At 57.4% G+C, this 25,911-nt stretch carries 20 protein-coding genes, 3 tRNA genes, 1 pseudogene and 1 riboswitch; of the genes and pseudogenes, 13 read left to right on the top strand and 11 right to left on the bottom strand.

All coding sequences use genetic code 11. The annotated features are described in order from the left end of the window. Nucleotides 1-24: 24 nt before the first annotated feature. The 4 genes from I5P96_RS05830 to I5P96_RS05815 form a co-directional block, all read right to left on the bottom strand. On the bottom strand, nt 25-390 hold the full coding sequence (locus tag I5P96_RS05830) for an endonuclease domain-containing protein (protein ID WP_223383557.1): 366 nt from the start codon (nt 388-390) through the stop codon (nt 25-27). Between the two features lie 885 nt (nt 391-1,275). Then, nucleotides 1,276-1,716: a hypothetical protein gene (locus I5P96_RS05825; protein WP_097793411.1), complete on the bottom strand. Its 441-nt coding sequence runs from the start codon at nt 1,714-1,716 to the stop codon at nt 1,276-1,278. A 105-nt stretch (nt 1,717-1,821) separates the two neighbouring features. After that, entirely contained in the window at nt 1,822-4,212 is a 2,391-nt protein-coding gene (locus tag I5P96_RS05820; RefSeq protein ID WP_223383556.1) for a peptidase domain-containing ABC transporter, read from the bottom strand. Nucleotides 4,213-4,687: 475 nt separating this feature from the next. Next, nucleotides 4,688-4,764: transfer RNA gene (locus I5P96_RS05815), tRNA-Asn, on the bottom strand. 250 nt (nt 4,765-5,014) lie between these two features. Here I5P96_RS05815 and I5P96_RS05810 point away from each other — a divergent pair. From I5P96_RS05810 to sigG, 3 genes are all read left to right on the top strand, one after another. Continuing rightward, nucleotides 5,015-5,842 carry a sigma-E processing peptidase SpoIIGA gene (locus I5P96_RS05810; RefSeq protein ID WP_223383555.1) on the top strand — a complete coding sequence of 276 codons (828 nt, stop codon included), beginning with the start codon at nt 5,015-5,017 and terminating at the stop codon, nt 5,840-5,842. A gap of 81 nt (nt 5,843-5,923) precedes the next feature. Continuing rightward, a complete protein-coding gene (sigK, locus tag I5P96_RS05805) occupies nt 5,924-6,613 on the top strand; it encodes an RNA polymerase sporulation sigma factor SigK (RefSeq protein WP_223383734.1) in 690 nt (229 codons plus the stop codon). An 82-nt stretch (nt 6,614-6,695) separates the two neighbouring features. Then, nucleotides 6,696-7,460 carry an RNA polymerase sporulation sigma factor SigG gene (gene sigG, locus I5P96_RS05800; RefSeq protein WP_223383554.1) on the top strand — a complete coding sequence of 255 codons (765 nt, stop codon included), beginning with the start codon at nt 6,696-6,698 and terminating at the stop codon, nt 7,458-7,460. Between the two features lie 54 nt (nt 7,461-7,514). Here the strand turns inward: sigG and I5P96_RS05795 are convergent, their stop codons facing one another. Continuing rightward, nucleotides 7,515-7,763, bottom strand: a complete 249-nt coding sequence (locus tag I5P96_RS05795) for a sporulation transcriptional regulator SpoIIID (RefSeq protein ID WP_097793406.1) — start codon at nt 7,761-7,763, stop codon at nt 7,515-7,517. Between the two features lie 110 nt (nt 7,764-7,873). Then, nucleotides 7,874-7,976: riboswitch (TPP riboswitch) on the top strand. An 86-nt stretch (nt 7,977-8,062) separates the two neighbouring features. Between I5P96_RS05795 and thiT the strand changes: the two genes are divergently transcribed. The 3 genes from thiT to I5P96_RS05780 all read left to right on the top strand — a co-directional run bounded on the left by thiT (nt 8,063) and on the right by I5P96_RS05780 (nt 10,236). Then, the gene (thiT, locus tag I5P96_RS05790) at nt 8,063-8,635 is read left to right on the top strand and encodes an energy-coupled thiamine transporter ThiT (RefSeq protein WP_097793405.1); all 573 of its coding nucleotides are present in this window, start codon (nt 8,063-8,065) and stop codon (nt 8,633-8,635) included. A 151-nt stretch (nt 8,636-8,786) separates the two neighbouring features. Continuing rightward, nucleotides 8,787-8,862, top strand: a tRNA-Ala gene (locus I5P96_RS05785). Nucleotides 8,863-9,327: 465 nt separating this feature from the next. Then, complete coding sequence (locus tag I5P96_RS05780) at nt 9,328-10,236, top strand: DUF4300 family protein (RefSeq protein WP_223383553.1); 909 nt, start codon at nt 9,328-9,330, stop codon at nt 10,234-10,236. Between the two features lie 118 nt (nt 10,237-10,354). Here the strand turns inward: I5P96_RS05780 and I5P96_RS05775 are convergent, their stop codons facing one another. Further along, nucleotides 10,355-11,218: a helix-turn-helix domain-containing protein gene (locus I5P96_RS05775; RefSeq protein ID WP_223383552.1), complete on the bottom strand. Its 864-nt coding sequence runs from the start codon at nt 11,216-11,218 to the stop codon at nt 10,355-10,357. An 88-nt stretch (nt 11,219-11,306) separates the two neighbouring features. On the opposite strand from I5P96_RS05775, the pseudogene I5P96_RS05770 reads away from it, so the two are divergent. Continuing rightward, nucleotides 11,307-11,894 (top strand): annotated as a pseudogene (locus tag I5P96_RS05770) (MFS transporter); the annotation flags it as partial. A gap of 14 nt (nt 11,895-11,908) precedes the next feature. After that, a complete protein-coding gene (locus I5P96_RS05765) occupies nt 11,909-13,006 on the top strand; it encodes a tyrosine-type recombinase/integrase (RefSeq protein WP_223383551.1) in 1,098 nt (365 codons plus the stop codon). Nucleotides 13,007-13,140: 134 nt separating this feature from the next. Here the strand turns inward: I5P96_RS05765 and I5P96_RS05760 are convergent. The 4 genes from I5P96_RS05760 to I5P96_RS05745 all read right to left on the bottom strand — a co-directional run bounded on the left by I5P96_RS05760 (nt 13,141) and on the right by I5P96_RS05745 (nt 19,373). Beyond that, a tRNA-Pro gene (locus I5P96_RS05760) sits at nt 13,141-13,218 on the bottom strand. 90 nt (nt 13,219-13,308) lie between these two features. Further along, nucleotides 13,309-16,242, bottom strand: coding sequence for an excinuclease ABC subunit UvrA (uvrA, locus tag I5P96_RS05755; RefSeq protein WP_223383550.1), 2,934 nt, complete (start codon nt 16,240-16,242; stop codon nt 13,309-13,311). Next, entirely contained in the window at nt 16,229-18,286 is a 2,058-nt protein-coding gene (gene uvrB, locus I5P96_RS05750; RefSeq protein WP_223383549.1) for an excinuclease ABC subunit UvrB, read from the bottom strand. The genes uvrA and uvrB overlap by 14 nt, the downstream gene beginning before the upstream one ends. Nucleotides 18,287-18,647: 361 nt before the next feature. Then, nucleotides 18,648-19,373 carry a RadC family protein gene (locus I5P96_RS05745; RefSeq protein WP_223383548.1) on the bottom strand — a complete coding sequence of 242 codons (726 nt, stop codon included), beginning with the start codon at nt 19,371-19,373 and terminating at the stop codon, nt 18,648-18,650. Nucleotides 19,374-19,543: 170 nt separating this feature from the next. On the opposite strand from I5P96_RS05745, the gene I5P96_RS05740 reads away from it, so the two are divergent. Genes I5P96_RS05740 through I5P96_RS05725 form a run of 4 tightly spaced genes read left to right on the top strand, consistent with a single transcriptional unit; the run spans nt 19,544 to nt 22,172 of the window. After that, entirely contained in the window at nt 19,544-20,527 is a 984-nt protein-coding gene (locus tag I5P96_RS05740) for an RluA family pseudouridine synthase (RefSeq protein WP_223383547.1), read from the top strand. 13 nt (nt 20,528-20,540) lie between these two features. Next, nucleotides 20,541-20,915, top strand: coding sequence for a PAS domain-containing protein (locus I5P96_RS05735; protein ID WP_207686453.1), 375 nt, complete (start codon nt 20,541-20,543; stop codon nt 20,913-20,915). An 18-nt stretch (nt 20,916-20,933) separates the two neighbouring features. After that, nucleotides 20,934-21,566, top strand: a complete 633-nt coding sequence (locus I5P96_RS05730; RefSeq protein WP_223383546.1) for a CatA-like O-acetyltransferase — start codon at nt 20,934-20,936, stop codon at nt 21,564-21,566. Between the two features lie 15 nt (nt 21,567-21,581). Then, nucleotides 21,582-22,172: an HD domain-containing protein gene (locus I5P96_RS05725; RefSeq protein ID WP_223383545.1), complete on the top strand. Its 591-nt coding sequence runs from the start codon at nt 21,582-21,584 to the stop codon at nt 22,170-22,172. A 39-nt stretch (nt 22,173-22,211) separates the two neighbouring features. On the opposite strand, the gene I5P96_RS05720 is transcribed toward I5P96_RS05725, so the two are convergent. Continuing rightward, complete coding sequence (locus tag I5P96_RS05720; RefSeq protein WP_223383544.1) at nt 22,212-23,819, bottom strand: MBL fold metallo-hydrolase RNA specificity domain-containing protein; 1,608 nt, start codon at nt 23,817-23,819, stop codon at nt 22,212-22,214. 261 nt (nt 23,820-24,080) lie between these two features. Between I5P96_RS05720 and typA the strand changes: the two genes are divergently transcribed. Beyond that, nucleotides 24,081-25,904: a translational GTPase TypA gene (typA, locus tag I5P96_RS05715; protein ID WP_223383543.1), complete on the top strand. Its 1,824-nt coding sequence runs from the start codon at nt 24,081-24,083 to the stop codon at nt 25,902-25,904. Nucleotides 25,905-25,911 lie beyond the last annotated feature (7 nt).

Here is a 25,911-nt window from a genome sequence, read left to right as displayed (position 1 = left end):
ATAGGTCATCGTCTATGGAAAATATCAGCGTCTGGCTTCTATGGTCTGGCGGATCTTCTGGCACACTTCTGGGAATTGCGTTTCGATCTCCCGGTTTGAAAAGCGCAGCACATACAGCCCATACTCCCGCAGGATCTGGCTTCGCTCCTGGTCATAAGCCTTCCCCTGTTCAGTATAATGCTGTGCGCCGTCCAATTCAATCACCAATCGCGCTTGGGCGCAGTAAAAATCTACCACAAAGGACTCTATGATCCGCTGTTTGTAGATTTTTATAGGATAGGTACGCAAAAATTGATACCAAAGGGTCTTTTCCTGCGGTGTCATTTCGCGGCGCAGCCTTCGGGCCGTGGGCAGCATTTTGTAGTTCTTAACAACCGTCGTCTCCTTCATGGAAAACGCCTTTCTTCTTGCTGACGGCCTTGCCCTCTCCGTCATCGCTTCGCAATGCCACCTCTCCCAAGGGGAGAGGTTTTTCGGTGCCGTGAGGTTTCTCACTCCGTCCAAAAGCTCTCCCTTTGGGAGAGCTGGCAAAGCCGCAGGCTTTGACTGAGAGGGTTCGCCTCCCGCCAGCGTCCTCACCCTCTCCGTCATTGCTTCGCAATGCCACCTCTCCCAAGGGGAGAGTTTTTTTCGGTGCCGTGAGGTTTCTCACTCCGTCTTAAAGCTCTCCCTTTGGGAGAGCTGGCAAAGCCGCTAGGCTTTGACTGAGAGGGCTCGCCTCCCGCCAGCGTCCTCACCCTCTCCGTCATTGCTTCGCAATGCCACCTCTCCCAAGGGGAGAGGTTTTTCGGTGCCGTGAGGTTTTTCGCTCCGTCTTAAAGCTCTCCCTTTGGGAGAGCTGGCAAAGCCGCTAGGCTTTGACTGAGAGGGCTCGCCTCCCGCAAGCGTCCTTGCCCTCTCCGTCATTGCTTCGCAATGCCACCTCTCCCAAGGGGAGAGGTTTTTTCGGTGCCGTGAGGTTTCTCACTCCGTCCAAAAGCTCTCCCTTTGGGAGAGCTGGCAAAGCCGCAGGCTTTGACTGAGAGGGTTCGCTCTCCCTTTTCCTACGAGGCCCAAATTTTTTCCACACACGATCACCTATTACACTCCTCCGGTGCCGCAGACAGACCGTCTGCATCCACGCTTTTCAAGGGGATATAATAAGTGACCTTATAAAAATAAGGTGTGCCAGAAGGCTTACGCCTCCTGGCACACCATTACGAGGCATTATCATCAGCCCCGCCTACAATGTAGGGCGGTGCAAATGAAATACTCTACCTATTCAGGCTTGGTTAATTACCAAATAGAGCCAACGACATTGCCATCCGCATCCTTAAAGGTGTACTTAGCGGAAGGAGTGGACTTGAACAGCTTAACGTCGCCAGCCTTGTTAGCAACGGTAGCGTTGCCCAGGTTGTAGATAGCAGCAACGTTGCCCAGAACCTTAGCGAAGGTCTCACCAGCCTGGCCATTCTTAGCAACGAAGGTGCCCTTCAGGCTCTCGCCCAGGCCCTTCCAAGAAGCGCCCTCAGAGAAGACATAGCCAACGGTGCCGTGGACGAAGTTGTCAACAAAAGCGTTGCCCACCAGGGTAACAATGTTGGTGTTGAAGGTCTTGACGTTAGCAGCAGTCCAGATCGGAGCGGTAACAGCGCCGATAGCCTCGATCACGCCACCACCAACAACATAGGTCATCTCGTTCTCTGCGATAACAGAGTAGTTTGCAGGCATCATCATAATGAATTACTCCCTTCAAATGATTGAATCGAATTTAAGACTTCTTCAGGCTGCGCAACCATCCAAAGCCATTTTTATGTAATCGAGTGCGCACTCGATTGCAACTTAATAAGTGATCGCCTCGCCGCCATCGTCGTCTTCCTCGACCACTGCAGCGTGAGCAACGGGTTTCGGCTCTTCCTTCTTGCGGCGGAAGATGCCCTGCTGCAAGTTCCAAAGCTCGTAATACTTGCCCTGTTTTGCCAGCAGTTCATCGTGTGTGCCGCGCTCCACGATCTCACCGTGATCCATGACCAGGATCTGGTCGCAGTCACGAACAGTGGACAGGCGGTGTGCCACGATGAGCATCGACTTATCAGCCAGCTGGTTGTAGATCATATCAAAAATGGTATTCTCTGTGCCAAAGTCCAGGCTGCTGGTCGATTCGTCCAGAATGTAGAGGTTCGAGTCCTTCAGGAAGGCACGAGCCAGGGCAATGCGCTGCTTCTCACCACCGGACAAGCCGTTGCCGGCTTCCTCCAGATAGGTGTTGTACTGCAGCGGCAGCTTGCGGATGAACTCATGTGCATCTGCCTTCTTGGCGGCGTCCTTGACCTGTTCAAGGGTGGCTTCCGGACGCGAGATCCGGATATTCTCAAACAGAGTCTTGCTGAACAGCTCGACATTCTGCGGGACGTAAGAGATCGCACGACGTACCGATGCGTTGGTATACTCATCGAGGTTGATACCGTTCACATCAATCTCGCCGCTCTCCGGCTCATAATACTTGAGCAGGAGTTTGGTGATGGTCGATTTGCCGCTGCCGCTGCTGCCGACCAGCGCCACCTTCTGTCCCTGCGGGATGGTGAAGGAGATGTGATTCAGCGCGGGGCTGCGGTTGCCATATCGGAACGTGACATCTTTGAATTCGATGTCGCCTTCGATCTGTTCCATCTCGGTGTGCTCTTCATCTTCGGCCTGCTCGGATTCATAATCCATGATCTCGGTCAGGCGCTTCATGGAGATATCGGCTTCCTGAATCGACATCTGCATCGAGATCAGGTCGCTCACCGGAGAAGTAAAGTAACCAGACAGCGTGGTGAATGCCATATAGCCGCCCAGTGTCAGCTCACCATTCAACACCTGCATGATGCCCACGTAAGTGGTCACCATATTCAGCAGGGTAGAGATCACCATCGACACCAGAGACTGGCCGGTGCTGATCTTGCTGGATCGGAGGCTGATCTTCAGGCTCTTGATGTACTCGCGTTCCAGAGCTTCCAGCTCGCGGTCTTCGCAGGCATTGCACTTGATGGTCTCAATGCCGCGCAGGCTCTCGATCATCCGGCTGTTCAACATTGCGGACTGCTGCATCGTCTCTTCATTGATCCGCTTGTACGGCTGCTTGAAGATGATGACGAGGAGCAGGCTCAGCGCGGTGCTGAACAGGGTGAGCGAGAACAGCGAGGAGTTCATCCGGAACAGCACGATGCCAACGCCTACGGCCATCACCACGTCCATCACGATGGTCATCGCGATGTTGGTCAGGACCGATTTGATGGTGCTTGCATCGGAGTAACGGGTGGTGATTTCACCGGTCTTCCGCGTTGCGAAGAACTTCATCGGCAGTTTGTACACATGCTCGAAGTAGCCCAGCATCAGCGGAATGTCGATCCGGATGGACAGGAAGATCAAGATCCACTGGCGAACCGTGCTGAGCAGGTTGCTCGTGAGGTTGACCACGCTGAACACGAGGATCAGGGTGACGAGTAAGTTCTTCAACCCATACGGAAGCACTTCATCCATCAGTGCTTTGTTGAACACTGTGGAGACGATGCCGATGACCGTAAGGATCACCGAACAGAGGATTGCATAAAGAAAAAGTTTTTTCTGGGGCCAGAGCAGGTCGACATACCGCTTGAGCATGTGGTATTTGCCGGTGTTCTTATCCCCCTTGGCGTTTGCATCGGTGCTGGTGCCGTTGATGCTGGTGCCAGCTTTCTTTGCCTTGCCGCCCTTGAACTCCGATGTGGGGTTCATCAGCAGCAGAACGCCGGTGAAGTTTTTATAGAAGTCGTCCAGGCTGATCTTTTCGAGGTCCTTGGCAGGGTCGCCGATGACGACGTAATCCTTGCACTTGTACTTCTTGGAAGTGTCAGCCTTTTTTTCTTCTTCCTTCAACACATGCTTGCGGCGGGCATCATCGTCCTTGATCGTGGTCTTCTTGAAGATGACCACAAAGTGGGTCAGACCCTGGTCGGTGATGACCTGCGCAATGCAGGGAAGTGTGAAATCACTCAGAAAATTCTCGCGGTCCACTCGGACGGCGGCCGTGTTGAAGCCAAGCTCATTGGCGGCTTTCTGCAGGCCCACGAGGTTCGTGCCCTTCATGTCGGTTCCCATCATATCGCGTAAGCGGGTGATGGTGATTTCCTTTTTGTAATGGAGGCACACCATTGCGAGACTGGCAGCTGCACAGTCGGTCGTGTCGTGCTGCCGCACATAGGTATAACGCATAGATGTTTCCTTTACAAGAGACCGACAACCTTCGGAAACGATCTCTTCTCTGTGTTCTAATATTCAAAACTGCCTTCCATATTCTAGCACATTGTGCGGAAATGTACAAGTAAGACTTTGTACGCATCACGCAGACAGCAGACAGGATGCAGATTTTGACGCAGGAGAAAAGGTTCTGTCACGCTCCATCAAAAGCAGCACATAGCCCTCTGCTTTGCCCTGCCCTGCGGAGAACCAGGGCAAAGCAGAGGCCAAGCTGCTATCAAAAAGAAGGGAGCGCCTACCCTTTGATCTACCAAACGCTTCAGGAAACTTCCTAAAGCTTAGATGCAGTATACCACAATCTGACAGCTTCTTCAAGAGGACATTTTTTAAGAAACCGTTAATTTTGAAGAAAATGTGAAAAATGTCACAAAATAGTTACAGCCTGCATCCATGAAAAAGGCGGCAGGTGTGATCCCCGCCGCCGATTTGTTGGCGCCTCTTGCCTGACTCGAACAGGCGACACCCTGATTAACAGTCAGGTGCTCTAACCGACTGAGCTAAAGAGGCATATATCCAGAGCTTTACAGCGGTAAAAGCTGCTGCGAGTAGGATTATACCTCTTTTGCCTATATTTTGCAAGTCTTTTTCGAAAATTTATGAAAAAAGCTTTCAGGCGGTACGCGCCAGCTCTCCCAAAGGGAGAGGCATTGGGAATGAACCTCTCAGTCTGCTTCGCAGACAGCTCCCCCGTTTCCTGCAAATTTTTCGTCCTCCTCCTGCTATAATCTCCCAAAAGGGGGCGGGGCTTATCCGGGCCGTGATCTATCTCGATGTTCTTCTGCTGGTCAATTTTCTCACGACCGCGCTGTTTCTGCTGGCGGCGGGCCTGTTGTGCGGCGTGAGCACGTCGGGCGGGCGGGTCGTAGGCGGGGCGCTGGCCGGGGCGGCAGCCTCCCTCATCCTGCTGGCCCCTGCCCTGCCGTGGCCGGTGTCAGTCGGGTATCAGCTGGCCTCCGGGGTCGGCATCGTCCTGCTTGGCTATGGGTTTCCGGGCGGGCGGTGTTTTCTGCGGCTTCTGGCATGGTTCGCAGCCCTTCATTTTGCGCTGACAGGAGCCGTGCTCCTGCCCGGCGCACAGGCCAACAATTTCAGCATCTACCTTCCCCTCTCGCCGGGGCTGCTGCTGGCCTGTGCCGGAGGCGTGTATCTGGCTGTGCAGGGCATCCTGCGGTTTCTGGGCCGGAACGGCGGGCAGACGTTTCCCGTCACTCTGCAAATTGGCAGCGCATCCCTCCCACTCCGGGCCTTCTGCGACACCGGTTTCTCGGTGCAGGAGCCGCTTTCAGGCCGGGAAGTCGTACTCGTGCGCTTTGCCGCCGTGCAGAACGCCCTGCCCGGCCCGCTGCACACCTACTTATCCGCTTACTTCGCGGCCCCTTCCACCCTGCCGCCGCCCGAACTCGGCCTGCGGTTCGTCCCCTGCACCACGGTGTCCGGGCACTGCATCCTGCCCGCCGTCCCGGCCATACTGGCTTCGGCTCCGGCTCAGCCGCTCTATGCAGCCTTCTGTGACCTTCCGCCCCCGCCGGGCGGCTGGGAGCTGCTGATCTCGCCTGCCGTTGTACCCGATGCTGCGTTCCGATGAGCCTTTGAACCTCTCAGTCCCTCACTCATTGGCAGCACCCAGGAATCCCGCCCACAAAAAGGAGGCTTTTCGTTGAATCACCTGTTATCGTTTTTCCGTCGGCTGTACGTCCTGTTCGTCTGCCCCGGTGCCGCCCACTATGTTGCTGGGGTGCCCAGTCTGCCGCCGCCCCTGACACCGGAGCAGGAAAAAGCCCTGCTCGCCCGGATGATGGCAGGCGACCGCGCCGCGCGGGATGACCTCATCACCCACAACCTGCGGCTGGTGGTCTACCTTGCCAAAAAGTACGAGAACACCGGCGTCCCTGCCGAGGACATGATCTCCATCGGCACCATCGGGCTGATCAAAGCGGTCAATACCTTCACGCCGGAACGGAACATCAAACTTGCCACCTACGCAAGCCGCTGCATCGGCAACGAGATCCTGATGTATCTGCGCAAAAGCTCCAACCGCCGCCAGGAGGCCAGCATCGACGAGCCTTTGAACGTGGACGGCGACGGCAACGAGCTGCTTCTCTCCGACATCCTCGGCAGCGACGAGGATCTGGTCAGCCAGCGGCTCGAACAGAGTGCCGAGCGGGCCACCCTCCGGCAGTCGGTGGCCCTGCTCTCCCCGCGGGAGCGCCAGATCATGGAACTGCGCTTCGGGCTGCTGGACGGCGTCGAGCGCACCCAGAAAGAGGCCGCCGACGCCCTCGGCATCAGCCAGAGCTACATCTCCCGCCTCGAAAAACGCATCATCCGGGAATTGAAAAAGAAGCTGGAGGACTGAGCGGGCAAAAATTCCCACGCATGATTCCCCTGCCCCCGCCCCATACTTCCGGTAACGTCAAAACGAAACCGGAGGGGCGCGGATGTACAACAAAGTCGAGCTCTGCGGGATGGATACGGCACAGCTGCCTGTCCTGACCGAAGCACAGAAGCGGGAGCTGCTGACGCGGGTCCATGCGGGCGACGCCGCCGCCCGCCAGCAGATGATCGAGGGCAACCTGCGGCTGGTGCTCAGCGTGGTGCAGCGGTTCGCCCAGCGAGGCGAGAATCTCGACGACCTGTTTCAGGTAGGCTGCATCGGGCTGATCAAGGCCATTGACAACTTTGATCCGGCCCAGAACGTGCGGTTCTCCACCTACGGCGTCCCGATGATCATCGGCGAGATCCGCCGCTTTCTGCGGGACAACAACGCCCTGCGGGTCAGCCGGTCGCTGCGGGATACGGCCTATAAAGCCATGCAGGCGCGGGAGAGGCTGGAAAAGCAGCTGGGCCGGGAGCCTACGGTGAACGAGATCGCGCAGCAGGCGGGCCTGTCCCGCCGGGAGGTGACGGCGGCGCTGGAGTCGGTGGTGGAACCGCTCAGCCTTGAGGAGCCGCTCTATACCGACGGCGGCGACGCCATGTATGTCATCGACCAGGTGCGTGACCCCGACGGCGAGGACAGCTGGATCAGCGGCCTGCAGTTCCGGGAGACCGTCGCGTCCCTGACCCCGCGCGAAAAGCGGATCATGGAGCTGCGCTACCTCAAGGGCGAAACGCAGATGGAGGTGGCGCGGGAGATCGGCATCAGCCAGGCGCAGGTCAGCCGGCTCGAAAAGGCCGCGCTGGAACAATTCCGCAGCAAATAGCAGCAAAAGCGGCACACCCTTATATAACCTATCTATAAGGATGCGCCGCCGCTCTTATTTCTTGCCGTATTTCCGGCGGGTGGCCGCCCCGCCCCGCAGATGCCGCTCGGCCTTGTTCCGGGCCAGCACTGCCTGCACCCGCTGGAACAAGTCGGGGTCCACCCGCCGCAGCCGGGACGAAACATCCTTGTGCACGGTGGATTTGCTGCACCCGAACGCCCGCGCTGCGGCCCGCACCGTTGCGCTGTTTTTTGCGATGTACTCCCCCAGCAGTGCGGCCCGCTGTTCCGGTTCCACTTTCATGCCCTGTCCCCTCCTCCGCAAGACTCCTTGGTAAAAAATATGAGGCGGAGGGGCGCAATATGCTCGCCGGGGCTTGACTTTTGGCGTCGGACGACTATACTGGGAGACGGACATGAAAACAGGGGCGCCGAAAGGCTGAGATCCGCACACTGCGGAGTACCCTTGAACCTGATCCGGGTAATGCCGGCGTAGGTAAGTTTGCGGAATGTTCCCATCTTTCACAAACGAAGCCTCTACGCCTGCTGATCGCAGGCGTATTTTGTTTTTGTGTACTATATTTTTAGAGGAGCGAATCCAAAATGTCGAATTCCTATTCCAAGACCCGCATTCTGGTGGAGTGCGCCCTGATGATCGCCATCGGCACCGTGCTGTCGAACATCAAGATCTTCACCATGCCCAACGGCGGCAGCGTCACCCTGCTGAGCATGCTGCCCTTTGTGCTGGTGTCCTTCCGCCATGGCGTCAAGTGGGGCCTGTTCACCGGCCTGGTCAACGGCTGCCTGCAAATGCTGCTGGGCTTCTGGGCGCCCCCGACGCCCACCTTCCTGTACTTCCTGGGCGAAGTCCTGCTGGACTACCTCATCGCCTTTATGGCGCTGGGCACGGCTGAGCTGTTTGCCCGCCCCTTCAAGAATCGGATGGTCGGCGTGGCTTTCGGCACCTTTATGGCCGGTGTGCTGCGCTTCCTGTGCAGCTTCCTCTCCGGCGTACTCGTCTGGGGCAACCTGAACGAGGGCCTGAGCGCCTGGACCTACAGCCTGGTCTACAATGCCAGCTACATGCTGCCGGAGACCCTGCTCACCGTGGTGGCCGCTGTGCTGCTCATCAAGGTGGCCCCGCAGATCTTCGACCGCCAGTACACCAAAGCCTGATTTTTCACGCACCATCGCGCCCCGGCAGGTCTACCGCCCGCCGGGGCGCCTTTCTCCGCAAAAACTTCGCAGGAAATTCGAAAAAAGTGTTGACAGCGCCCCTTCCTGCTGGTATAATAATTCACGTCGCAAGACACGAAACCAAACATGTGGGGGATTAGCTCAGCTGGGAGAGCGCTTGCATGGCATGCAAGAGGTCAGCGGTTCGATCCCGCTATTCTCCACCAAAAAAGCACTGTACTTCGTAGGAAGTATGGTGCTTTTCTTTTTGTTGAAGCCGATTTTTGGGGGCTGCATTGCTTCGCCTGCACCGTTTTCAGGCTTTTGCAGGCGGTTTCGATACAACCCCCAACGTCTGACTTTACACCGTTTTCAAACTGGAAAGCGATTTGAACCTTCCATTCGGAAAAAACGGAAAATTCTTATTTTAACTTGGGTATACTCCTGTTGTGTCCGACATGAAGAAAATCGTTCAGAAAACTGCCGCATTGTCTTTCCCCACATGGACGTTAGCCGTATGGGATATGGATACTGCAACATTATATATGGTCAAATACGACAGAAGTCATTGATTTTCTTTGTTTATCTGTGATACCATTCGTTACGAGACCAACGGCGTTGCTCTCTTCGCCTATGGTTGAGACTCCGGCACTCAAAGAAACTTTCCGAAAAACACAACGAGGTGACCATTTTTGAAACGTCGAACTTTTCTTGTCTGCTCCGCTGCACTTTTTTGCGGTGCATTTCTGGCAGGGGGCTGCACTCAAAAAGCTTCTCAGCCCGTCCTTCAGCAAATTGAATACTCCAATTTGGCAGATTCTAATACACAGGCTCTTCTTTCCAAACTTTTGCAGAATGCCGGCGTATCTGACCTGCGGATACGGACCTTCTTTGATCATGTGCAGAAGTTCAACAATGCCGTGGACCCGGCATGGCTCACCACAGGTTTTGAAAATGCCAAGCCTTTGGATCTGAAATACGATCCTTACTCCATGCAGGACGCATGGGCAGAAAAATACGATACCTTCCCCGGCTGGAACTGTCGGATTACCGCCTGTGGGCTGTTCGGTGATTTTATCACTGTCACAGGCAAGGCAGACCTTGACTCAGCCGAGGACACTCTGTTTATGGACTATGAAACACTGGATTCTGACCCGGAATCCCTTTGCGGCGATGAACGGCAAAAATTTGATGCGCTGTTCGCCCCGGTCAAAACCACTAATACGACCGATATTCCTACCCATTTGAAAACGATCCAGCAGGAATGGAAGAAACGCGGTCTCTCCTTCGTAGAAGATGATAAGATTCGTCTTGTCTCCGTTGTCCTGCACGATCAGTTCTCTGAAACGGACAATTCTCTTATGATCGGTCATGTCGGCGTTATGCTTCCCACATCGGATGCAGTATATTTCGTTGAAAAGGTCGCTTTTCAGGAGCCGTATCGCTTGTTGAAGTTCAAAAATCGAACCGAGTTGAGCGATTATCTGATGCTGAAATACGACAACTCGTGGGGACAGGATACTGCCCACACCTTTATTATGGAAAATTCAGACCTGATGGACGGCTGGCGCATTCTTGACGAACAGGAAAATGCAAGCTAAAAGTATCCAATTCGCTGAGAGCCGTTCGGTCTGACAGATCATTCGCCCTCTGATACCAAAAAGACGCTGCAACCTCTTACCCAGAGGCGGCAGCGTCCTTTTGGTAAAGGAATCTTTCTCATTTTTCAGTAGATTCTTCCAGATTCTTTCGGTACTGTGCCGGACTGACACCATACTCTTTCTTGAATACCCGGCTAAAATAGAGTGGGTTATCATACCCTACGATCTCTGCAATTTCTCCAATATTGTATTCGGTGTTCTCCAATAAGCTTTGTGCATTTACCATCCGAAGGGACAGGATGTATTGTGCAGGGCTTATTTTCATGTACTGCTTAAAATTACGGATAAACCAGTTCGTACTGATATGCAGCGATTCTGCGTAATCGTCCACACTGACCTTTGTGTTATAATTCTCGTTAAAGTATGCAACGGCAGCTTCGATTTCTTCCGGGATGCTCGTAGTTGTTTTCTCGCTTTCCTGCTGTTGCCTGCTTACTAAAAGCAGAATGATGTTGAAGAGAGAAGCAATATAGTCTTCATAGCCATATTCACATTGTTGCAGTTCCCGGATGATCTTTCGGAACAGCATTTTGTAATCCGGCAGTGTGCCGCTGTAAAAAACGTGCTTGTCCAAGGGGATTCCGTAATAGTTCAGGATGTTTTTGACATCGTATCCTGTAAAGTGAATCCAGAACACCTCTGGGTGGTCTTCTACATAGTAGACATACTTCTGGATTTCTTTCGGCTGATAAAGCACCATGTGTCCAGAAGTCACCACTTCCTCAACACCATCGAACCAGAAGTGCGCTTTACCAGATGCCACATAGAGGATTTGATAGTCTCTGCGACCCTTTGCCCAAAAAGTAGGTAGCTTAGGGCGTTTTTTCAAGCGATAAGTGCCGCAGCTGCCTACGACCAGCGGCTTTGAGTAGTCTTTGAAATCCAAACGGGAGTTGTTCAAATATCCTGAGTTGAAATACATCCCTGCGTCCTCCTCATCTTCAGAGACTTTACAGTGATTTTGGAAATGTTCTATCAAAAAATTACAAACTCTTTGATTTTGTGCATATGACGAAAAGTACAATCTGGTTCAGGCTGCAAAGCTGCTTGCTGGTAACAAATATTATATGATGATTTGCGTCACCTACATTTTGCAGCAGATCTACGGTGCCATGATCAGCATGGGCACCTACTATGCAACCTACATCCTTGGCAACCAGAATCTGTTCGGTGTATTCTCTTGGGCAATCAACATTCCTCTGATCATCGCACTGGTGTTCACCCCGACCTTGGTTGCAAAGTGGAATGGAATGTATAAGCTGAACGTCATGAGCTATACTCTGGCAACGATTTCTCGTGCACTGGTTGCTGTAGCTGGTTACATGGGCAGCGGCAATGTGACCTTGATGCTGCTCTTTACTGCAATCGCAGCTCTTGGTCAGGGTCCTTGGCAGGGCGATATGAACGCTGCGATTGCTGCTTGCTCCGAGTACACTTGGCTGACGAAGCATAAGCGCGTGGATGGCACGATGTACTCCTGCACTTCTCTCGGTGTGAAGCTGGGCGGCGGTCTGGGTACTGCCATCACCGGCTGGCTGCTGGCAGCAAGTCATTTTGATAGCGCGCTGGCTATCCAGCCCGAATCCTGCATCTCGATCAGGAAGGAGGCAATATGCCAAGCAAACGTTCACACGGCGAGGGTACGCTTCGCCACCGCAGCGATGGTCGCTGGGAATTACGTATGATGGACGGCTACCAGAAAGATGGTTCGCCGCGCTTCAAGACCTTCTATGGCAAGACCCAGAAGGAGGTCAAGCTCAAACTGAAAGAGTATCAGGATGCGCTTATCAGCGGTGTCCAGCTGGACACGATCCTGTACTTTGAGGATTGGGCTGATACATGGTTCGAGGGTCACAGGGATAATATCGCTCCCACGACACAGGAAAGCTACAAATACTGCCTGAAAATGCTCAAAGAGGGATTTTATCATCGCCCCTTGACCGTCATACGCCCCATCGACATCGAAATCTTCCTGAAAGGGATGCGGCGCGATGGCCGCTCGGATTCTTACATCAGCAAGGCACGAGGGATGCTCTACCAGATCTTTCAAAAGGCAGAAGCCAATGACCTTGTGCGCCGCAACCCGGTCCGGCTTGCTGAAAAGATGCGGGCATCCGGTACCGCAAAACGCAAGGAAGCCTTTACCACAGCGGAAGTCGCACACCTGATGAAGGTGCTGCCTGATGACCGCATGGGATTGAGCATTCGGCTTTTACTCGGCACTGGAATGAGAATGCAGGAACTTCTGGCTTTGGAGCCGCAGTTTATTGAAGAAGATGGCTCTGTCATTCACATCCGGCAGGCAGTAAAGGTCGTAAAAGGTACAGTCAGCATTGGCAGTCCGAAATCCAAAGACAGTATCCGGGATATTCCGGTGCCGCTGAATGTCCGCTCATGTGCCATCAAGCTGCGGGATACCACCGACCAGTTCATCTGGGAAAGTCCCAAAACCGGCTTGCCCTGCAATCCCACCCATTTCCGGGATGTATTCCGCAAATCTCTGGAAGAAGCGGGCGATGTCCGCTTGCTCACGCCGCACAGCTGCCGCCACACCTATGTGTCGCAGATGCAGGCATTGGGCGTGGATATCCAGACCATCCAGAGTATCGTAGGCCACGCCGATACCGAGATGACTGAGCATTATCTCCATGTTCAGGAATCCATTCGGCAGAGTGCGATCCAGTTGTTCAGTGAGGCGTTTTCGGCCTGAAAATTGGACGGAACGGCACTAATTAGACCAGATAAAATCGTTGGCATTGTGGTCAAAATTGTGGTCAAAACCAAATGAGGTCAGCCTACAAACAAAAAAATCCAACGATTTCTAACGTGAAATCGTTGGATTTATGGTCCGAGTGGCGAGAATCGAACTCACGGCCTCTTGAACCCCATTCAAGCGCGCTACCAAAACTGCGCTACACCCGGATATCGACCGCCGCTTCCCTACCGAAGCGTGGCGACAGGAAATATTATACGCGAATCACGGGTGTTTGTCAACAGATTTTTGAAATTTTTTCAGATTTTTGTAAAATCCTCTAGAGTACGTTCTTTCTTTTTTGATTTCTTTGCGGCGGGCGCGTTCTGTGCTGCCTCGGCCTCCTGCTGGCGCAGCAGCTTGTCCTTTTCCAGCAGCGGCTTGAGATATTGGCCCGTGAAGCTGCCCTCTGTTTCGGCCACCTGCTCCGGGGTGCCCTCTGCGATGACCAGGCCGCCTGCGCTGCCGCCTTCGGGGCCGAGGTCGATGATGTGGTCTGCGCATTTGATGAGGTCGAGGTTGTGCTCGATGACGATGACGGTGTTGCCCGCATCCACCAGTTTCTGCAGCACCTCAATGAGGCGGTGGACATCGGCAATGTGCAGACCGGTGGTCGGCTCGTCGAGGATATACACCGTCTTGCCGGTGCCGCGGCGGGCCAGCTCATTGGCCAGCTTCACCCGCTGCGCCTCGCCGCCCGAAAGAGTCGTGGCGCTCTGCCCCAGGGTCACGTACCCCAGGCCCACATCCAGCAGCGTCTGCAGCTTGCGGGCGATCTTGGGCTGGTTGGCAAAGAAGACCACTGCCTCTTCCACCGTCATGTTCAGCACGTCGGAGATGGTCTTTTCCTTGTACTTCACCTCCAGCGTCTCGCGGTTGTAGCGGGCGCCCTTGCACACCTCGCAGGGGACGTAGACGTCCGGCAAAAAGTGCATCTCGATCTGCAGGATGCCGTTGCCCTCGCAGGCCTCACAGCGGCCGCCCTTGACGTTGAAGCTGAACCGTCCGGGGCCGTAGCCGCGCATCTTGGCGTCCTGCGTCTCGGCGAAAACGGCGCGGATGTCGTTGAACACGCCGGTATAAGTGGCCGGGTTGGAGCGCGGGGTGCGGCCAATGGGCTGCTGGTCGATGCCGATGACCTTATCGACAAATTCCAGCCCCTCTACCCCATCGCACTTGCCTGCGCGGGCGCGGGCACCGTTCAGCTCGCTGGCCAGCGTCTTGTACAGGATCTCGTTGATGAGGCTCGACTTGCCCGAACCGGAAATGCCTGTGACGCAGATGAACTCGCCCAGCGGGAAACGGACGTCGATGTTGCGCAGGTTGTTCTCGCGGGCCCCCTTCACGGTCAGGCAGCTGCCATTCCCTGCGCGGCGGATCTCCGGCACCGGGATGCGCTTGCGGCCGGACAGATAGTCGCCGGTAATGCTTCGCTTGGCCTTGCAGATGTCCTTCACCGTGCCGGCTGCCACGATCTCGCCGCCGTGGACGCCAGCACCGGGGCCGACATCCACGATATAATCGGCGCTGCGCATGGTATCCTCGTCGTGTTCGACCACGATGACCGTATTGCCCAGGTCGCGCAGATCCTTCAGGGTCGCAATGAGCTTGTCGTTGTCGCGCTGGTGCAGGCCGATGCTGGGCTCGTCCAGAACATACAGCACACCGGACAGCGCACTGCCGATCTGGGTGGTCAAGCGGATGCGCTGGCTCTCGCCGCCGGACAGTGTGCCTGCTGAGCGGGCCAGCGTCAGGTAATCCAGACCCACACTCTGCAAAAATTGCAGGCGGTTCTTGATCTCCTTCATGATCTGCCCGCCGATCTGTTTCTGCTTTTCGGTCAGATTCGGCTCATTTTCCGCGATGAAGCGCAGTTCATCCCGGATGGACATCTCGCAGAATTCGCTGATGTTCTTGTCCCCGATGGTCACGGCCAGCACTACCGGCTTCAGGCGGCGGCCATGGCAGTCCGGGCACTCGACGCCGGACATGAAGCTGCCGATCTCCTCCTTCATCCACTCGCTGTTCGTCTCGCGGAAGCGGCGCTCCAGATTTTCGACGATGCCCTCAAAGGTGTTGTAGTAGACGCCGCTGCCGAACTCGTTGGTGCGGTGCATCTCGATCTTTTCGCCGTTGGTGCCGTACAAAAGGGCGTTGACGGCCTCCGTGCTCATCTCATTGATGGGCGTATCCAGCGTGAAACCGTACTTTTTTCCCAGACCAAGATAGTACATCTCGCTGACGGAGCCTTCGGCGTAATACCAGCCGCTGGCCTTGATGGCTCCCTGCCGGATGGACAGGCTCCGGTTGGGCAGGATGCGCTCCTCGTCCACCCGCATGAACGTGCCCAGGCCGGTGCACTTTTCGCAGGCACCCAGCGGGTTGTTGAAGGAGAACAGCCGGGGCGACAGGTCGCTGATGGAGATGCCGTGTTCCGGGCAGGCAAAGTTCTGGCTGAAGGTCATGCACTCGCCGCCGATGACATCCACCTCTGCGATGCCGCCGGTCAGAGCCAGAGCCGTTTCCAGCGAGTCAGCCAGGCGGCCCCGGATGCCCTTGCGCATGGCGAGGCGGTCCACGACGATCTCCACCGTGTGCTTGATGTTCTTTTCCAGCGTGATCTCCTCGTCGAGGTCATAGAGATCCCCGTCGATGCGGACACGGGAGTAGCCGCCCCGGCGAGCTGCGTCCAGCTCCTTCTGCTGGGTGCCCTTGCGCTGGCGGACGACCGGAGCCAGCACCTGAAACTTCGTGCCTTCGTCCAGTTTCAGGACAGCATCCACCATTTCATCCACAGTCTGCTGGCTGATGACCCGGCCGCAGACCGGGCAGTGAGGCACACCCACGCGGGCATATAAAAGGCGCAGATAATCGTAGATCTCGGTCACAGTGCCCACGGTGGAACGCGGGTTGTGGCTCGTGGTCTTCTGGTCGATGGAAATGGCCGGCGACAGGCCAGTGATCTCGTCCACATCGGGCTTGTCCATCCGGCCCAGGAACATCCGGGCGTAGCTGGACAGGCTCTCGACGTAGCGGCGCTGGCCGTCGGCATAAATGGTATCAAAGGCAAGGCTCGACTTGCCCGAACCGGACAAACCGGTCATGACGATGAGTTTTTCGCGCGGGAGGGTCAAATTGACATTTTTCAGGTTGTGCTCCCGTGCGCCTTTGATGACGATCTTATCGTTTGCCAAGGTACTTTCTCCCTCTTCTCTGTGTCTGTGCATGGTTCTGTTTGCGCTCGGTCTCGGCAGCCGAGTCCACGGTAGGGTTCTCACCCCGGCGCAGGCGGTCGATCTGGTCGCGCAGGAAGGCCGCATGCTCAAATTCCAGCAGCTTGGCGGCTTCCTTCATCTCGCGGGTCAGCCGGTCGATGGCGGCTTCCCGCTCCAGCTTGCCCATCCGCCGGGTGTTCATCTTCGCGTTCTCGGCCTTGTCGCTGATCTCGATGGAATCCGGGATGGCCTTGACGATGGTCCGGGGCACGATGCCGTGGGACTCGTTGTATGCCATCTGGATGGCGCGGCGGCGTTCGGTCTCGGTGATGGCGCGCTCCATGCTGTCCGTCACCTCGTCCGCATACATGATGACCAGACCCTCCGCGTTGCGGGCGGCGCGGCCAATGGTCTGGATCAGGCTCGTCTCACTGCGGAGGAAGCCTTCCTTGTCGGCATCCAGGATGGCAACGAGGCTGACTTCCGGCAGGTCCAGACCCTCGCGCAGCAGGTTGATGCCCACCACCACATCAATGGAGCCGAGGCGGAGGTCCTTGATGATCTCCATCCGCTCGAAGGTGTCCACCTCGTGGTGCATATACTTGACCTTGACGCCCTGTTCGGTCAAAAAGTCGGTCAGGTCTTCAGCCATTTTCTTGGTCAGGGTCGTGACGAGGACCCGTTCATTTTTCGCCGTGCGGGCGTTGATCTCGCCCAGCAGGTCGGTCACCTGGCCCTCGACCGGGCGCACCGAGATGAGCGGGTCCAGCAGGCCGGTGGGCCGGATGACCTGCTGCGCGATCTGCGTGCTGTTCTTCCGCTCATACTCGCCGGGCGTAGCCGACACGAACACGATCTGGTTCAGCTTCGACTCCACCTCTTCGAATTTGAGCGGGCGGTTGTCAAACGCCGAGGGCAGGCGGAAGCCATACTCCACCAGCGTTTTCTTGCGGGCAAAATCGCCGCCGTACATGGCGCGGACCTGGGGCAGGGTGACATGGCTCTCGTCCACGAAGAGCAGAAAATCCTCCGGGAAATAATCCAGCAGGGTGGTCGGCATACTGCCCGGCGCACGGCCCGACAGCACCGCCGAATAGTTCTCGATGCCCTTGCACATGCCGACCTCGGTCAGCATCTCGATGTCGTAATTCGTCCGCTGCTGGATGCGCTGGGCCTCGATGAGCTTGCCCTCGGAAGTGAACTGTTTGACCTGCGCGTCGCACTCGGCGCGGATCTTTTCCAGTGCCTTCGCCTTTTTTTCGGCGCTGACGATATAGTGGCTGGCCGGGAAGATTGCCACATGCTTGACCACGTTCTGCTTGGCCCCGGTGACAGGGTTGAACTCGACGATGCGGTCGATCTCGTCCCCAAAAAACTCCACCCGGATGGCCAGATCGCTCATATAGGCCAGGTAGATGTCCACCGTGTCGCCGTGGACACGGAACTTGTTGCGGATAAAATTGATGTCGTTGCGCTCATATTGCAGGTCCACCAGCCGCTTGCACAGCACATCGCGCTCCATCTCCATGCCGGGGCGCAGGCTGATGACCATGCTGCGGTAGTCGATGGGGTCGCCCAGCGAGTAGATGCAGGACACCGACGCCACGATGATAACATCCCGCCGCTCCGACAGCGCCGCCGTGGCCGAGTGGCGCAGGCGGTCGATCTCATCGTTGATGGCGCTGTCCTTTTCAATATAGGTATCCGTGCTGGGGATATAGGCTTCGGGCTGGTAGTAATCGTAGTAGGACACGAAATACTCCACCGCATTGTCCGGGAAAAACGACCGGAACTCGGTGCAGAGCTGCGCCGCCAGCGTTTTATTGTGGGCCAGCACCAGCGTGGGGCGGTTGCACTGGGCGATCACGTTCGCCATGGTGAAGGTCTTGCCGCTGCCGGTCACACCCAGCAGGGTCTGGCAGCGGTCGCCGCGCTCCACACCCTCCACAAGCTGCTGGATGGCCTGCGGCTGGTCGCCCATCGGGGCATAGTCCGAGACCAGATGGAAGGTTTCATCTGCCATGCCGCTCTCTCCTTTCGATTGTCATGGAACCACAAATAGTTGTGCTTTTTGTGTTCAGTATAGCACAACTATTTTATAAAGTAAACAAGAAGTTTTTTGGACAGAGCAGGACATCGGGCAGTCTCCCCGCAAGTGAGACGGGGATTCCATACCCCGCCCTATTGCCTGCGGCAACAGGGTCCCACCCGTCGGACACTTGCTTGGGAGACCACCCGACATCCTGCCAGCTGACTCTGCCGCACGAGGGGAGTTTTCCCGGCGGGTATCCGAGGTGGGGACCCGACGCGAAGCGTTGGGGAGGGCATGGAATGCCCTTTGACCCGCCGGGAAAAGCTCCCGGAGATGCGGCCTTTCCTGCATCTCAGTACGGCCTTAACATCTCCCCGGTCGCAAGGTCGTAGAACGGCAGGCGGTTCTCCTCCCGCATGGAAAAATACTCCGTCTCGGTCAGGATGATGTGGTCCCGCAGAAGAACATGGACGAGCCCCAGCGCCCGGACGATGTTCTCGGTGGCCTGGATGTCCTCCCGCGAGGGCAGCGCCACGCCGTTTGGGTGGTTGTGGCAGAGCACGACCCGGTCGGTGCCGCCCTTCAAGGCTGCCGCCACCACGTCTTTGATGGCAAGGCTCACCCGGTCGCTGGTGCCGTCCTTGAGCCAGAGCGTCGCCCGGACCCGGCTGCGGCTGTCCAGCGCCAGCAGAAGGGCGCGCTCCTGCACGGCCCCGGCAAACAGGCCCATCAGGTGTTCCGCCAGCTGTTCCGTCGTCTTCAGGCAGCCGTTTCTGCCGGTGCGGCACTGGGTATAGTATCGGCAGACATCGGGCATCAGATGCAGCATCCGGGCCGTGGCCGGGCCAACGCCCTCCACCGTCATCAGGTCTTCCTCCGAGGCATCCAGCACCCCGGCAAAATCACCGAAGCGGTCGATGAGCTCGTGAGCCATCCGGTTCGTGTTCTTCCGCGCGTTGGTGATGTACAGCAGGCATTCCAGCGCCTCATGCGGTTCCAGGCTGGCAAAGCCGTTCTCTGCCACCCGGCTGCGCATCCGCCTGCGGTGCCCGGTATGGATCTTTGAATCTTCCGCCATAAGTCGGCTCCTTTCGCGCGCTTTCTCCTCTTAATAGTACCCGATTTTCTGCAAAACACAAGGGCCCGGCCTAAATTTTCGCGTTGACTTCAGAAAACGAGTAGTTTATTATAAGGTTATCACATCCATGCGCGGCCCATCCGCGCTTCAACATGAGGAACAGAACAAGAATGAAACAATACACTGCGACCGCCAACGACGACGGTGTGCGGCTCTCCCGCTTTGTACAGAGCGTGACCCGCGATCTTCCCACAAGTCTGCTGTACAAGAGCTTCCGCAATAAGCGCATCAAGGTCAACGGCAAAAAAGGCGCCCCCGAAGACCGCATCCAGGCCGGCGACCTCATCGAACTTTACATCAACGACGAGTTCTTCCCGCCGGAAGGGGCGAAGTCCGCACCGAAAGCCCCCAAAAAGCAGCCCAATCAGCCCAAGGTGACAATCATCTACGAGGACGAGAACATCGCCGTGCTCTACAAGCCCACCCACCTGCTCTGCCACAGCGACCGCACCGGCGACGCGAATCTGGTGGACGCCTTCACCCAGTACCTCGCGCAGAAGGGCGAGTACGACCCCCATGGCGAGAACCGCTTCAAGCCCGGCATCTGCAACCGGCTGGACCGCGGCACCGAGGGTCTGGTCATCGCAGCCAAGAGCTACGCCGCTCTGCGGGACATGAACGAGATCATCCGCACCGATCTGCTCAAAAAGGAATACTACACCATCACCGTGGGCATCCCCCAGAGCGGCCGCTTCACGGCCTGGTGGGAGCACGACGAGAAGAACAACAAGGTCAGCATCCACGCGCACCAGTCTCAGGATGAGCGCCGGAAGCAGATCATCACCGACGTGGACGTTCTGCGCACCGCCGGGCCGTTCGCGCTGTGCAGGATCGGCCTCATCACCGGGCGGACGCACCAGATCCGCGCTCACCTCGCCTACCTCGGCAAGCCGGTGCTGGGCGATATCAAATACGGCAACCGCAAGATGAACGAGCGCACCGGCACCAAAACGCAGGCCCTCTGCGCCGTCCGCGTCCGCTTCCTCGATATCCCGGAGGAGAACACCCTGCACTACCTCTCCGGCAAGGTCATCAAGCTGAAAGACCCGCAGATCTTGAAGCAGTTCGACGCGCTGGACCAGAGCAAAGAATAAAAGGAGACTCTCCATGGAAAACCTGAACGCCTATTTCAAAAGTGTCATCGACCAGGACACCGCATCGGTCGTCCTGTGTGACCTGAACCATACCATCGTCTACATGAACCCTGCCGCCGTCCGCAATTACGCCAAGCACGGCGGCGCGGCGCTCATCGGCCGCAGCCTGCTCCACTGCCACAATGCCAGCTCGAACAGCCGCATTCAGGAAGTCGTGGACTGGTTCGCGGCCAGCCCGGAGCACAACATCATCTACACCTATCACAACGAAAAGCAGAACAAGGACGTCTACATGGTCGCCCTGCGGGACGCCGACGGCACCCTCATCGGCTACTACGAAAAGCACGAGTTCCGCAGCCCGGAGACGATGGAGCGGTACGCCTTTTAAGAGAAAGCGAGCATTGCCATGCAGAAGATCGACCGTTCCACCTGGCCCCGCGCGGAAAAGTTCGGCTTTTTCTCGGCGGTGTCCCAACCGTTTTACAGTGTCACTTTCCGGGTGGATGTGACGAACCTCCACGCCTACACCAAGCAGCGCGGGCTCTCGTTTTACTATGCGCTCGTGTATCTCGCGACGAACGCCGTCAATGCCGTGGAGAACTTCCGCTATACCATCCGGGATGGCGAAGTTTATCTACTGGACGAGCGCATCCCCAGTTTTACCGACCTGAAACCCGGCAGCGAGGATTTTCACATCGTCACCCTGCCGCAGGAAGAAATGCTGGAGCAGTTCTGCGCCGCCGCCAAGGCCCGCAGCGAGGCACAGGCTCTCTTCCTCGACCAGGACGACAAAGAGCTGGATGCCCTCATCTATTTTTCCTGCACCCCCTGGTTCGACCTCACGGCCCTGACCAACGAGCGCGATTTTGACCGCGACGACAACATCCCCCGCATTGCTTGGGGAAAATACGTCCCGGACGGCGCAGGCCGCGAGACGCTGGGGATGTCGGTAGAGGTGAATCACCGCTTCCTCGACGGCGTCCACCTCGGCAGATTCTACCAGACGCTTCAGGCGTCCATCGACGCGCTGGAGCCGTGAAAAAGGAGGCTGCGTATGTACCCCACCCGTGAAGAAGCCATTGCCCTGCTGGCGGAGGCCGAGCCGCACAACCCCGGTCCCTGGGGCGACCACAGCCGCACCGCCGCTCACTGCGCGGAGAAGATCGCCGCAGCCGTCGGGCTGGACCCGGACAAGGCGTTCGTGCTGGGCCTGCTGCACGACATTGGCCGCCGCTACGGCAAGCGGCACCTCGGCCATGTGTCGGACGGCTACACTTATATGATGGAGCTGGGCTATGACGAAGTGGCCCGCGTCTGCATGAGCCACTCGTTCAACGACCAATCCCTTGCCAGCTATGTCGGCCACAGGGACACCACACCCAAAGAAACGGCCCTTATTGAGCGGGAGCTCGCCACCATGGTCTACGACGACTACGACCGGCTCATTCAGCTCTGCGACTCGCTGGCGGATGCGACCGGCGTCGTGGATATCGAGGAGCGGATGGCTGATGTCAAGCGCCGCTACGGCGATTACCCCCAGAACAAATGGGACATGAACCTTGCCCTGAAAGCTCATTTTGAGCAGCTTGCCGGGCGCAGCATTTATGATGTTGTGGAAAAGGACAGCTACCGTCCTTCCACGTAAGACAAAAGCCACGCTTTCGCGTGGCTTTTGCTGTTTTTCTTATCGGTCCCACTTGTCGCAGAGGGCGTTGATCTGGTCGGCAAACCTGGCAAGGTCCTTGTTGGCCCCTCCCTCGTTGTGTTCGATGACCCGCAGCAGGCGCTTGCCTGCGCTGACCAGGCGCTGGAAAACCGTGGCGGCGCGGCTGGCACCCTCACTGGGCCGATGCTCGACCCGCACTCTGGTGCCCTCCTGCACACAGACGGCCCCCTCAGCCCCGATGACCCACTGCGCCCCATTGTAGGGCGCACAGGCCGTGAAGCCTTCGTCGGTGAGGGTCTGGGCGAAGATGTTCTCCACCTCGTCGTCGCCGTGGACGATGAAGACCCGCTTGGGCTTGGGCGAAAAGGCGTTGATCCACGCCAGCAGGCCGTTTTTGTCCGCGTGGCCGGACAGACCGGTCAGCTGGCAGATCTCCGCCCGCACCTCGATGGCCTCACCGAACAGTTTGACATCGGTAGCACCTTCAATGAGGGTGCGGCCCAGTGTGCCGACGGCCTGATAGCCCACAAAGAGGATGGTACACTCCGGCCGCCAGAGGTTGTGCTTGAGATGGTGGCGGATGCGGCCGGCCTCGCACATGCCGCTGGCCGAGAGGATGACCTTCGGCTCCCGGTCAGCGTTGATCATCCGGGATTCATCGCTGGTCACGCTGACCCGCAGGCCGGGGCACTGGATGGGGTCGATGCCCTGGGCCAGCAGGGCGCGGGCCGCCTCGTCAAAACAGTCAGGGTCGGTATCCCTGAAGATGCGGGTCGCCTCGATGGCAAGCGGGCTGTCGATGTACACCGGGAAATTGCCGTGGCCCTTGACCAGACCTTTTTCCTTGATCTCCCGGATGAAATAGAGCAGCTCCTGTGTGCGGCCCACCGCGAAACTGGGGATGACCACATTGCCGCCCCGGTCAAAGGTGCGCTGCAATATTCTGGCCAGTTCGCCGATGTAATCCGGGCGGGGGCCGTGGAGCCGGTCGCCGTAGGTGGATTCCATCACCACATAATCGGCATCGGTCAGATAGGTCGGGTCCTTGATGAGGGGCTGGTTCTGGTTGCCGATGTCGCCGGAGAAGACGAGCTTGGTGGTGGTGCCGTTCTCCGTCACCCAGATCGCAATGCTGGCCGACCCCAGCAGATGGCCCACATCCACGAACTCGATCACAAGGCCGGGGGCCAGTTCCAGTTTCGTGTTGTAATCCACGCCCCGGAACAACTTGATGGCCGCTTCGGCATCCTGGACGGTATACATCGGCTCCACCGGCTCGGCACCGGAGCGCTTGCCCTTGCGGTTCTTCCACTCCGCCTCAAACTCCTGGATGTGGGCAGAGTCCCGCAGCATGATGCCGCACAGCTCCACGGTGGGGTTGGTGGCATAGATCCTGCCCCGGAACCCGTTGCGGGCCAGCAGCGGCAGCAGGCCGGTGTGGTCGATGTGGGCATGGGTCGCCAGCACACCGTCGATCTCGCCGGGGGCCACGGGGAGGGGCTGATTCTCATAGGTATCCCTGCCCTGCTCCATGCCGCAGTCGATGAGATAGCGCTGCCCGGCGGCTTCCAGCAGGGTACAGCTGCCCGTCACCTCATGGTTCGCGCCCAAAAATGTCAGTTTCATCCAAAAGCACCTCCTGATCGATGCTCTCTGCCATTCGCACCGCGTCCGCAGCAAGCGAAGCGAGACCGAGAGGTTTTGCACTTGTATTATAACATATTTTCTTTTTCCAATGCGTCCAAATCGCGCCGGGAATATCAAGCAGAACGCCGAATTTTCGAAAAATTTTTTATACAATCTTGACAAACCACCCCCTGCTGATATAAACTTAATTCGTATGACGTAACTTCTACACAGAGATTCAAAATAGAGAGGTTGTATTTTATGGTTCGTAACGATTTGCGCAACGTCGCCATTATCGCTCACGTTGACCACGGCAAGACCACGCTGGTGGACGCCATGCTGCGTCAGAGCGGCGCTTTCCGCGACAATCAGGTCGTGGCCGAGCGCGTCATGGACAGCGGTGATATCGAGCGTGAGCGCGGCATCACCATTCTGGCCAAGAACTGCTCCTGCACCTACAAGGGTGTCAAGATCAACATCGTCGATACGCCGGGCCACGCCGATTTTGGCGGCGAGGTCGAGCGCGTTCTGAAGATGGTCAACGGTGTTCTGCTGCTGGTCGATGCAGCGGAAGGCTGCATGCCCCAGACCCGTTTCGTGCTGCAGAAGGCTCTGCAGCAGAACCTGAGCCTGGTGGTCGCCATCAACAAGATCGACCGCCCCGATGCCCGCATCAAGGAAGTCATCGACGAGGTCCTGTACCTGCTGATGGATCTGGGTGCTACCGATGAGCAGCTGGACTGCCCCATCCTGTTCTGCTGCGGCCGTCAGGGCACCGCAAGCCTGGACCCGGATGTGCCGGGCACCGACCTGATCCCCCTGTTCGACACCCTGCTGAGCACCATCCAGCCGCCGGAAGGCGACCCGGAGGCTCCGTTCCAGATGCTGGTCTCCTCGGTCGACTACAACGAGTTCGTGGGCCGCATCGGCATCGGCCGCATCCAGAACGGTGTTGCCCGCGTGGGCGAAGAGGTCCTGGTGTGCGACTGGCACAATCCCGACCTGAAGATGCGCGGCCGTCTGACCAAGCTGTACGACTTCCAGGCCAACGGCCGCCAGCCGTGCGACAACATCACCGCCGGTGATATCGTCGCCTTCTCCGGCCTGCCCGATGTCACCATCGGCAACACCCTGTGCTCTCCCTCTCAGGTCGAGCCGCTGCCCTTCGTGAAGATCAACGACCCCACCGTCGAGATGACCTTCTCCGTCAACGACAGCCCGCTGGCCGGCCGCGAGGGCAAGTTCGTCACCAGCCGCCAGATCCGTGACCGCCTGCAGAAAGAACTGCTGAAGGACGTCGCTCTGAAGGTGGAGGACTCCGCTACCACCGATTCCTTCCGCGTCATGGGCCGTGGTGAGATGCACCTGTCCATCCTGATCGAGACCATGCGCCGCGAAGGTTATGAGCTGCAGGTCTCTCCCCCGCACGTTCTGACCAAGATCATCGACGGCAAGACCTACGAGCCTATGGAGCATGTCGTCATCGACGTGCCCACCCAGTATCAGGGCGCTGTCATGACCGGTCTGGGCACCCGCAAGGCCGTCCTTCAGCAGATGGAGTCTCTGGGCACCGACCGTGTCCGTCTGGAGTTCCGGATGCCCAGCCGCGGCCTGTTCGGCTACCGCAACCAGTTCCTGACCGATACCCACGGCGAGGGCATCCTGAACCAGATCTTCGACGGCTACGACGTCTGGGCCGGCATGATCGCCAACCGCTCCACCGGCTCTCTGGTCAGCTTTGAGACCGGCGAGGCTGTCACCTACGGTCTGTTCAACGCACAGCAGCGCGGCACCCTTCTGGTCGGCGCTGGCGAGAAGGTCTACGAGGGCATGGTCATCGGCTACACCGCTTCCGGCGAGGACGTCGATGTCAACGTCTGCAAGACCAAGCATCTGACCAACACCCGTGCTTCCGGCTCCGATGACGCTCTGCGTCTGGTGCCCATCAGCAAGCTGAGCCTGGAGGGCTGCCTGGAGTTCCTGGCACCCGACGAGCTGCTGGAAGTCACCCCGGAGAACCTGCGTATCCGCAAGCAGATCTTGAACCACGACCAGCGCATGAAGGCCAAGAGCAAGCTGAAGTAAGCGCTCC

The organism is Faecalibacterium prausnitzii, from assembly GCF_019967995.1.
In the GTDB taxonomy this organism is placed as follows: domain Bacteria; phylum Bacillota; class Clostridia; order Oscillospirales; family Ruminococcaceae; genus Faecalibacterium; species Faecalibacterium prausnitzii_E.
The sequence above is the reverse complement of the archived record's forward strand: the minus strand, read 5'-3'. Positions and strand labels throughout refer to the sequence as shown.

Bases quoted from the DNA above. Each gene is read 5' to 3' on its own strand.
- I5P96_RS05830 (WP_223383557.1), bottom strand. From the start codon at position 390: ATGAAGGAGACGACGGTTGTTAAGAACTACAAAATGCTGCCCACGGCC.
- I5P96_RS05825 (WP_097793411.1), bottom strand. From the start codon at position 1,716: ATGATGATGCCTGCAAACTACTCTGTTATCGCAGAGAACGAGATGACC.
- I5P96_RS05820 (WP_223383556.1), bottom strand. From the start codon at position 4,212: ATGCGTTATACCTATGTGCGGCAGCACGACACGACCGACTGTGCAGCT.
- sigG (WP_223383554.1), top strand. From the start codon at position 6,696: ATGTACAACAAAGTCGAGCTCTGCGGGATGGATACGGCACAGCTGCCT.
- I5P96_RS05795 (WP_097793406.1), bottom strand. From the start codon at position 7,763: ATGAAAGTGGAACCGGAACAGCGGGCCGCACTGCTGGGGGAGTACATC.
- thiT (WP_097793405.1), top strand. From the start codon at position 8,063: ATGTCGAATTCCTATTCCAAGACCCGCATTCTGGTGGAGTGCGCCCTG.
- I5P96_RS05775 (WP_223383552.1), bottom strand. From the start codon at position 11,218: ATGTATTTCAACTCAGGATATTTGAACAACTCCCGTTTGGATTTCAAA.
- I5P96_RS05765 (WP_223383551.1), top strand. From the start codon at position 11,909: ATGCCAAGCAAACGTTCACACGGCGAGGGTACGCTTCGCCACCGCAGC.
- uvrB (WP_223383549.1), bottom strand. From the start codon at position 18,286: ATGGCAGATGAAACCTTCCATCTGGTCTCGGACTATGCCCCGATGGGC.
- I5P96_RS05745 (WP_223383548.1), bottom strand. From the start codon at position 19,373: ATGGCGGAAGATTCAAAGATCCATACCGGGCACCGCAGGCGGATGCGC.
- I5P96_RS05740 (WP_223383547.1), top strand. From the start codon at position 19,544: ATGAAACAATACACTGCGACCGCCAACGACGACGGTGTGCGGCTCTCC.
- I5P96_RS05735 (WP_207686453.1), top strand. From the start codon at position 20,541: ATGGAAAACCTGAACGCCTATTTCAAAAGTGTCATCGACCAGGACACC.
- I5P96_RS05730 (WP_223383546.1), top strand. From the start codon at position 20,934: ATGCAGAAGATCGACCGTTCCACCTGGCCCCGCGCGGAAAAGTTCGGC.
- I5P96_RS05725 (WP_223383545.1), top strand. From the start codon at position 21,582: ATGTACCCCACCCGTGAAGAAGCCATTGCCCTGCTGGCGGAGGCCGAG.
- I5P96_RS05720 (WP_223383544.1), bottom strand. From the start codon at position 23,819: ATGAAACTGACATTTTTGGGCGCGAACCATGAGGTGACGGGCAGCTGT.
- typA (WP_223383543.1), top strand. From the start codon at position 24,081: ATGGTTCGTAACGATTTGCGCAACGTCGCCATTATCGCTCACGTTGAC.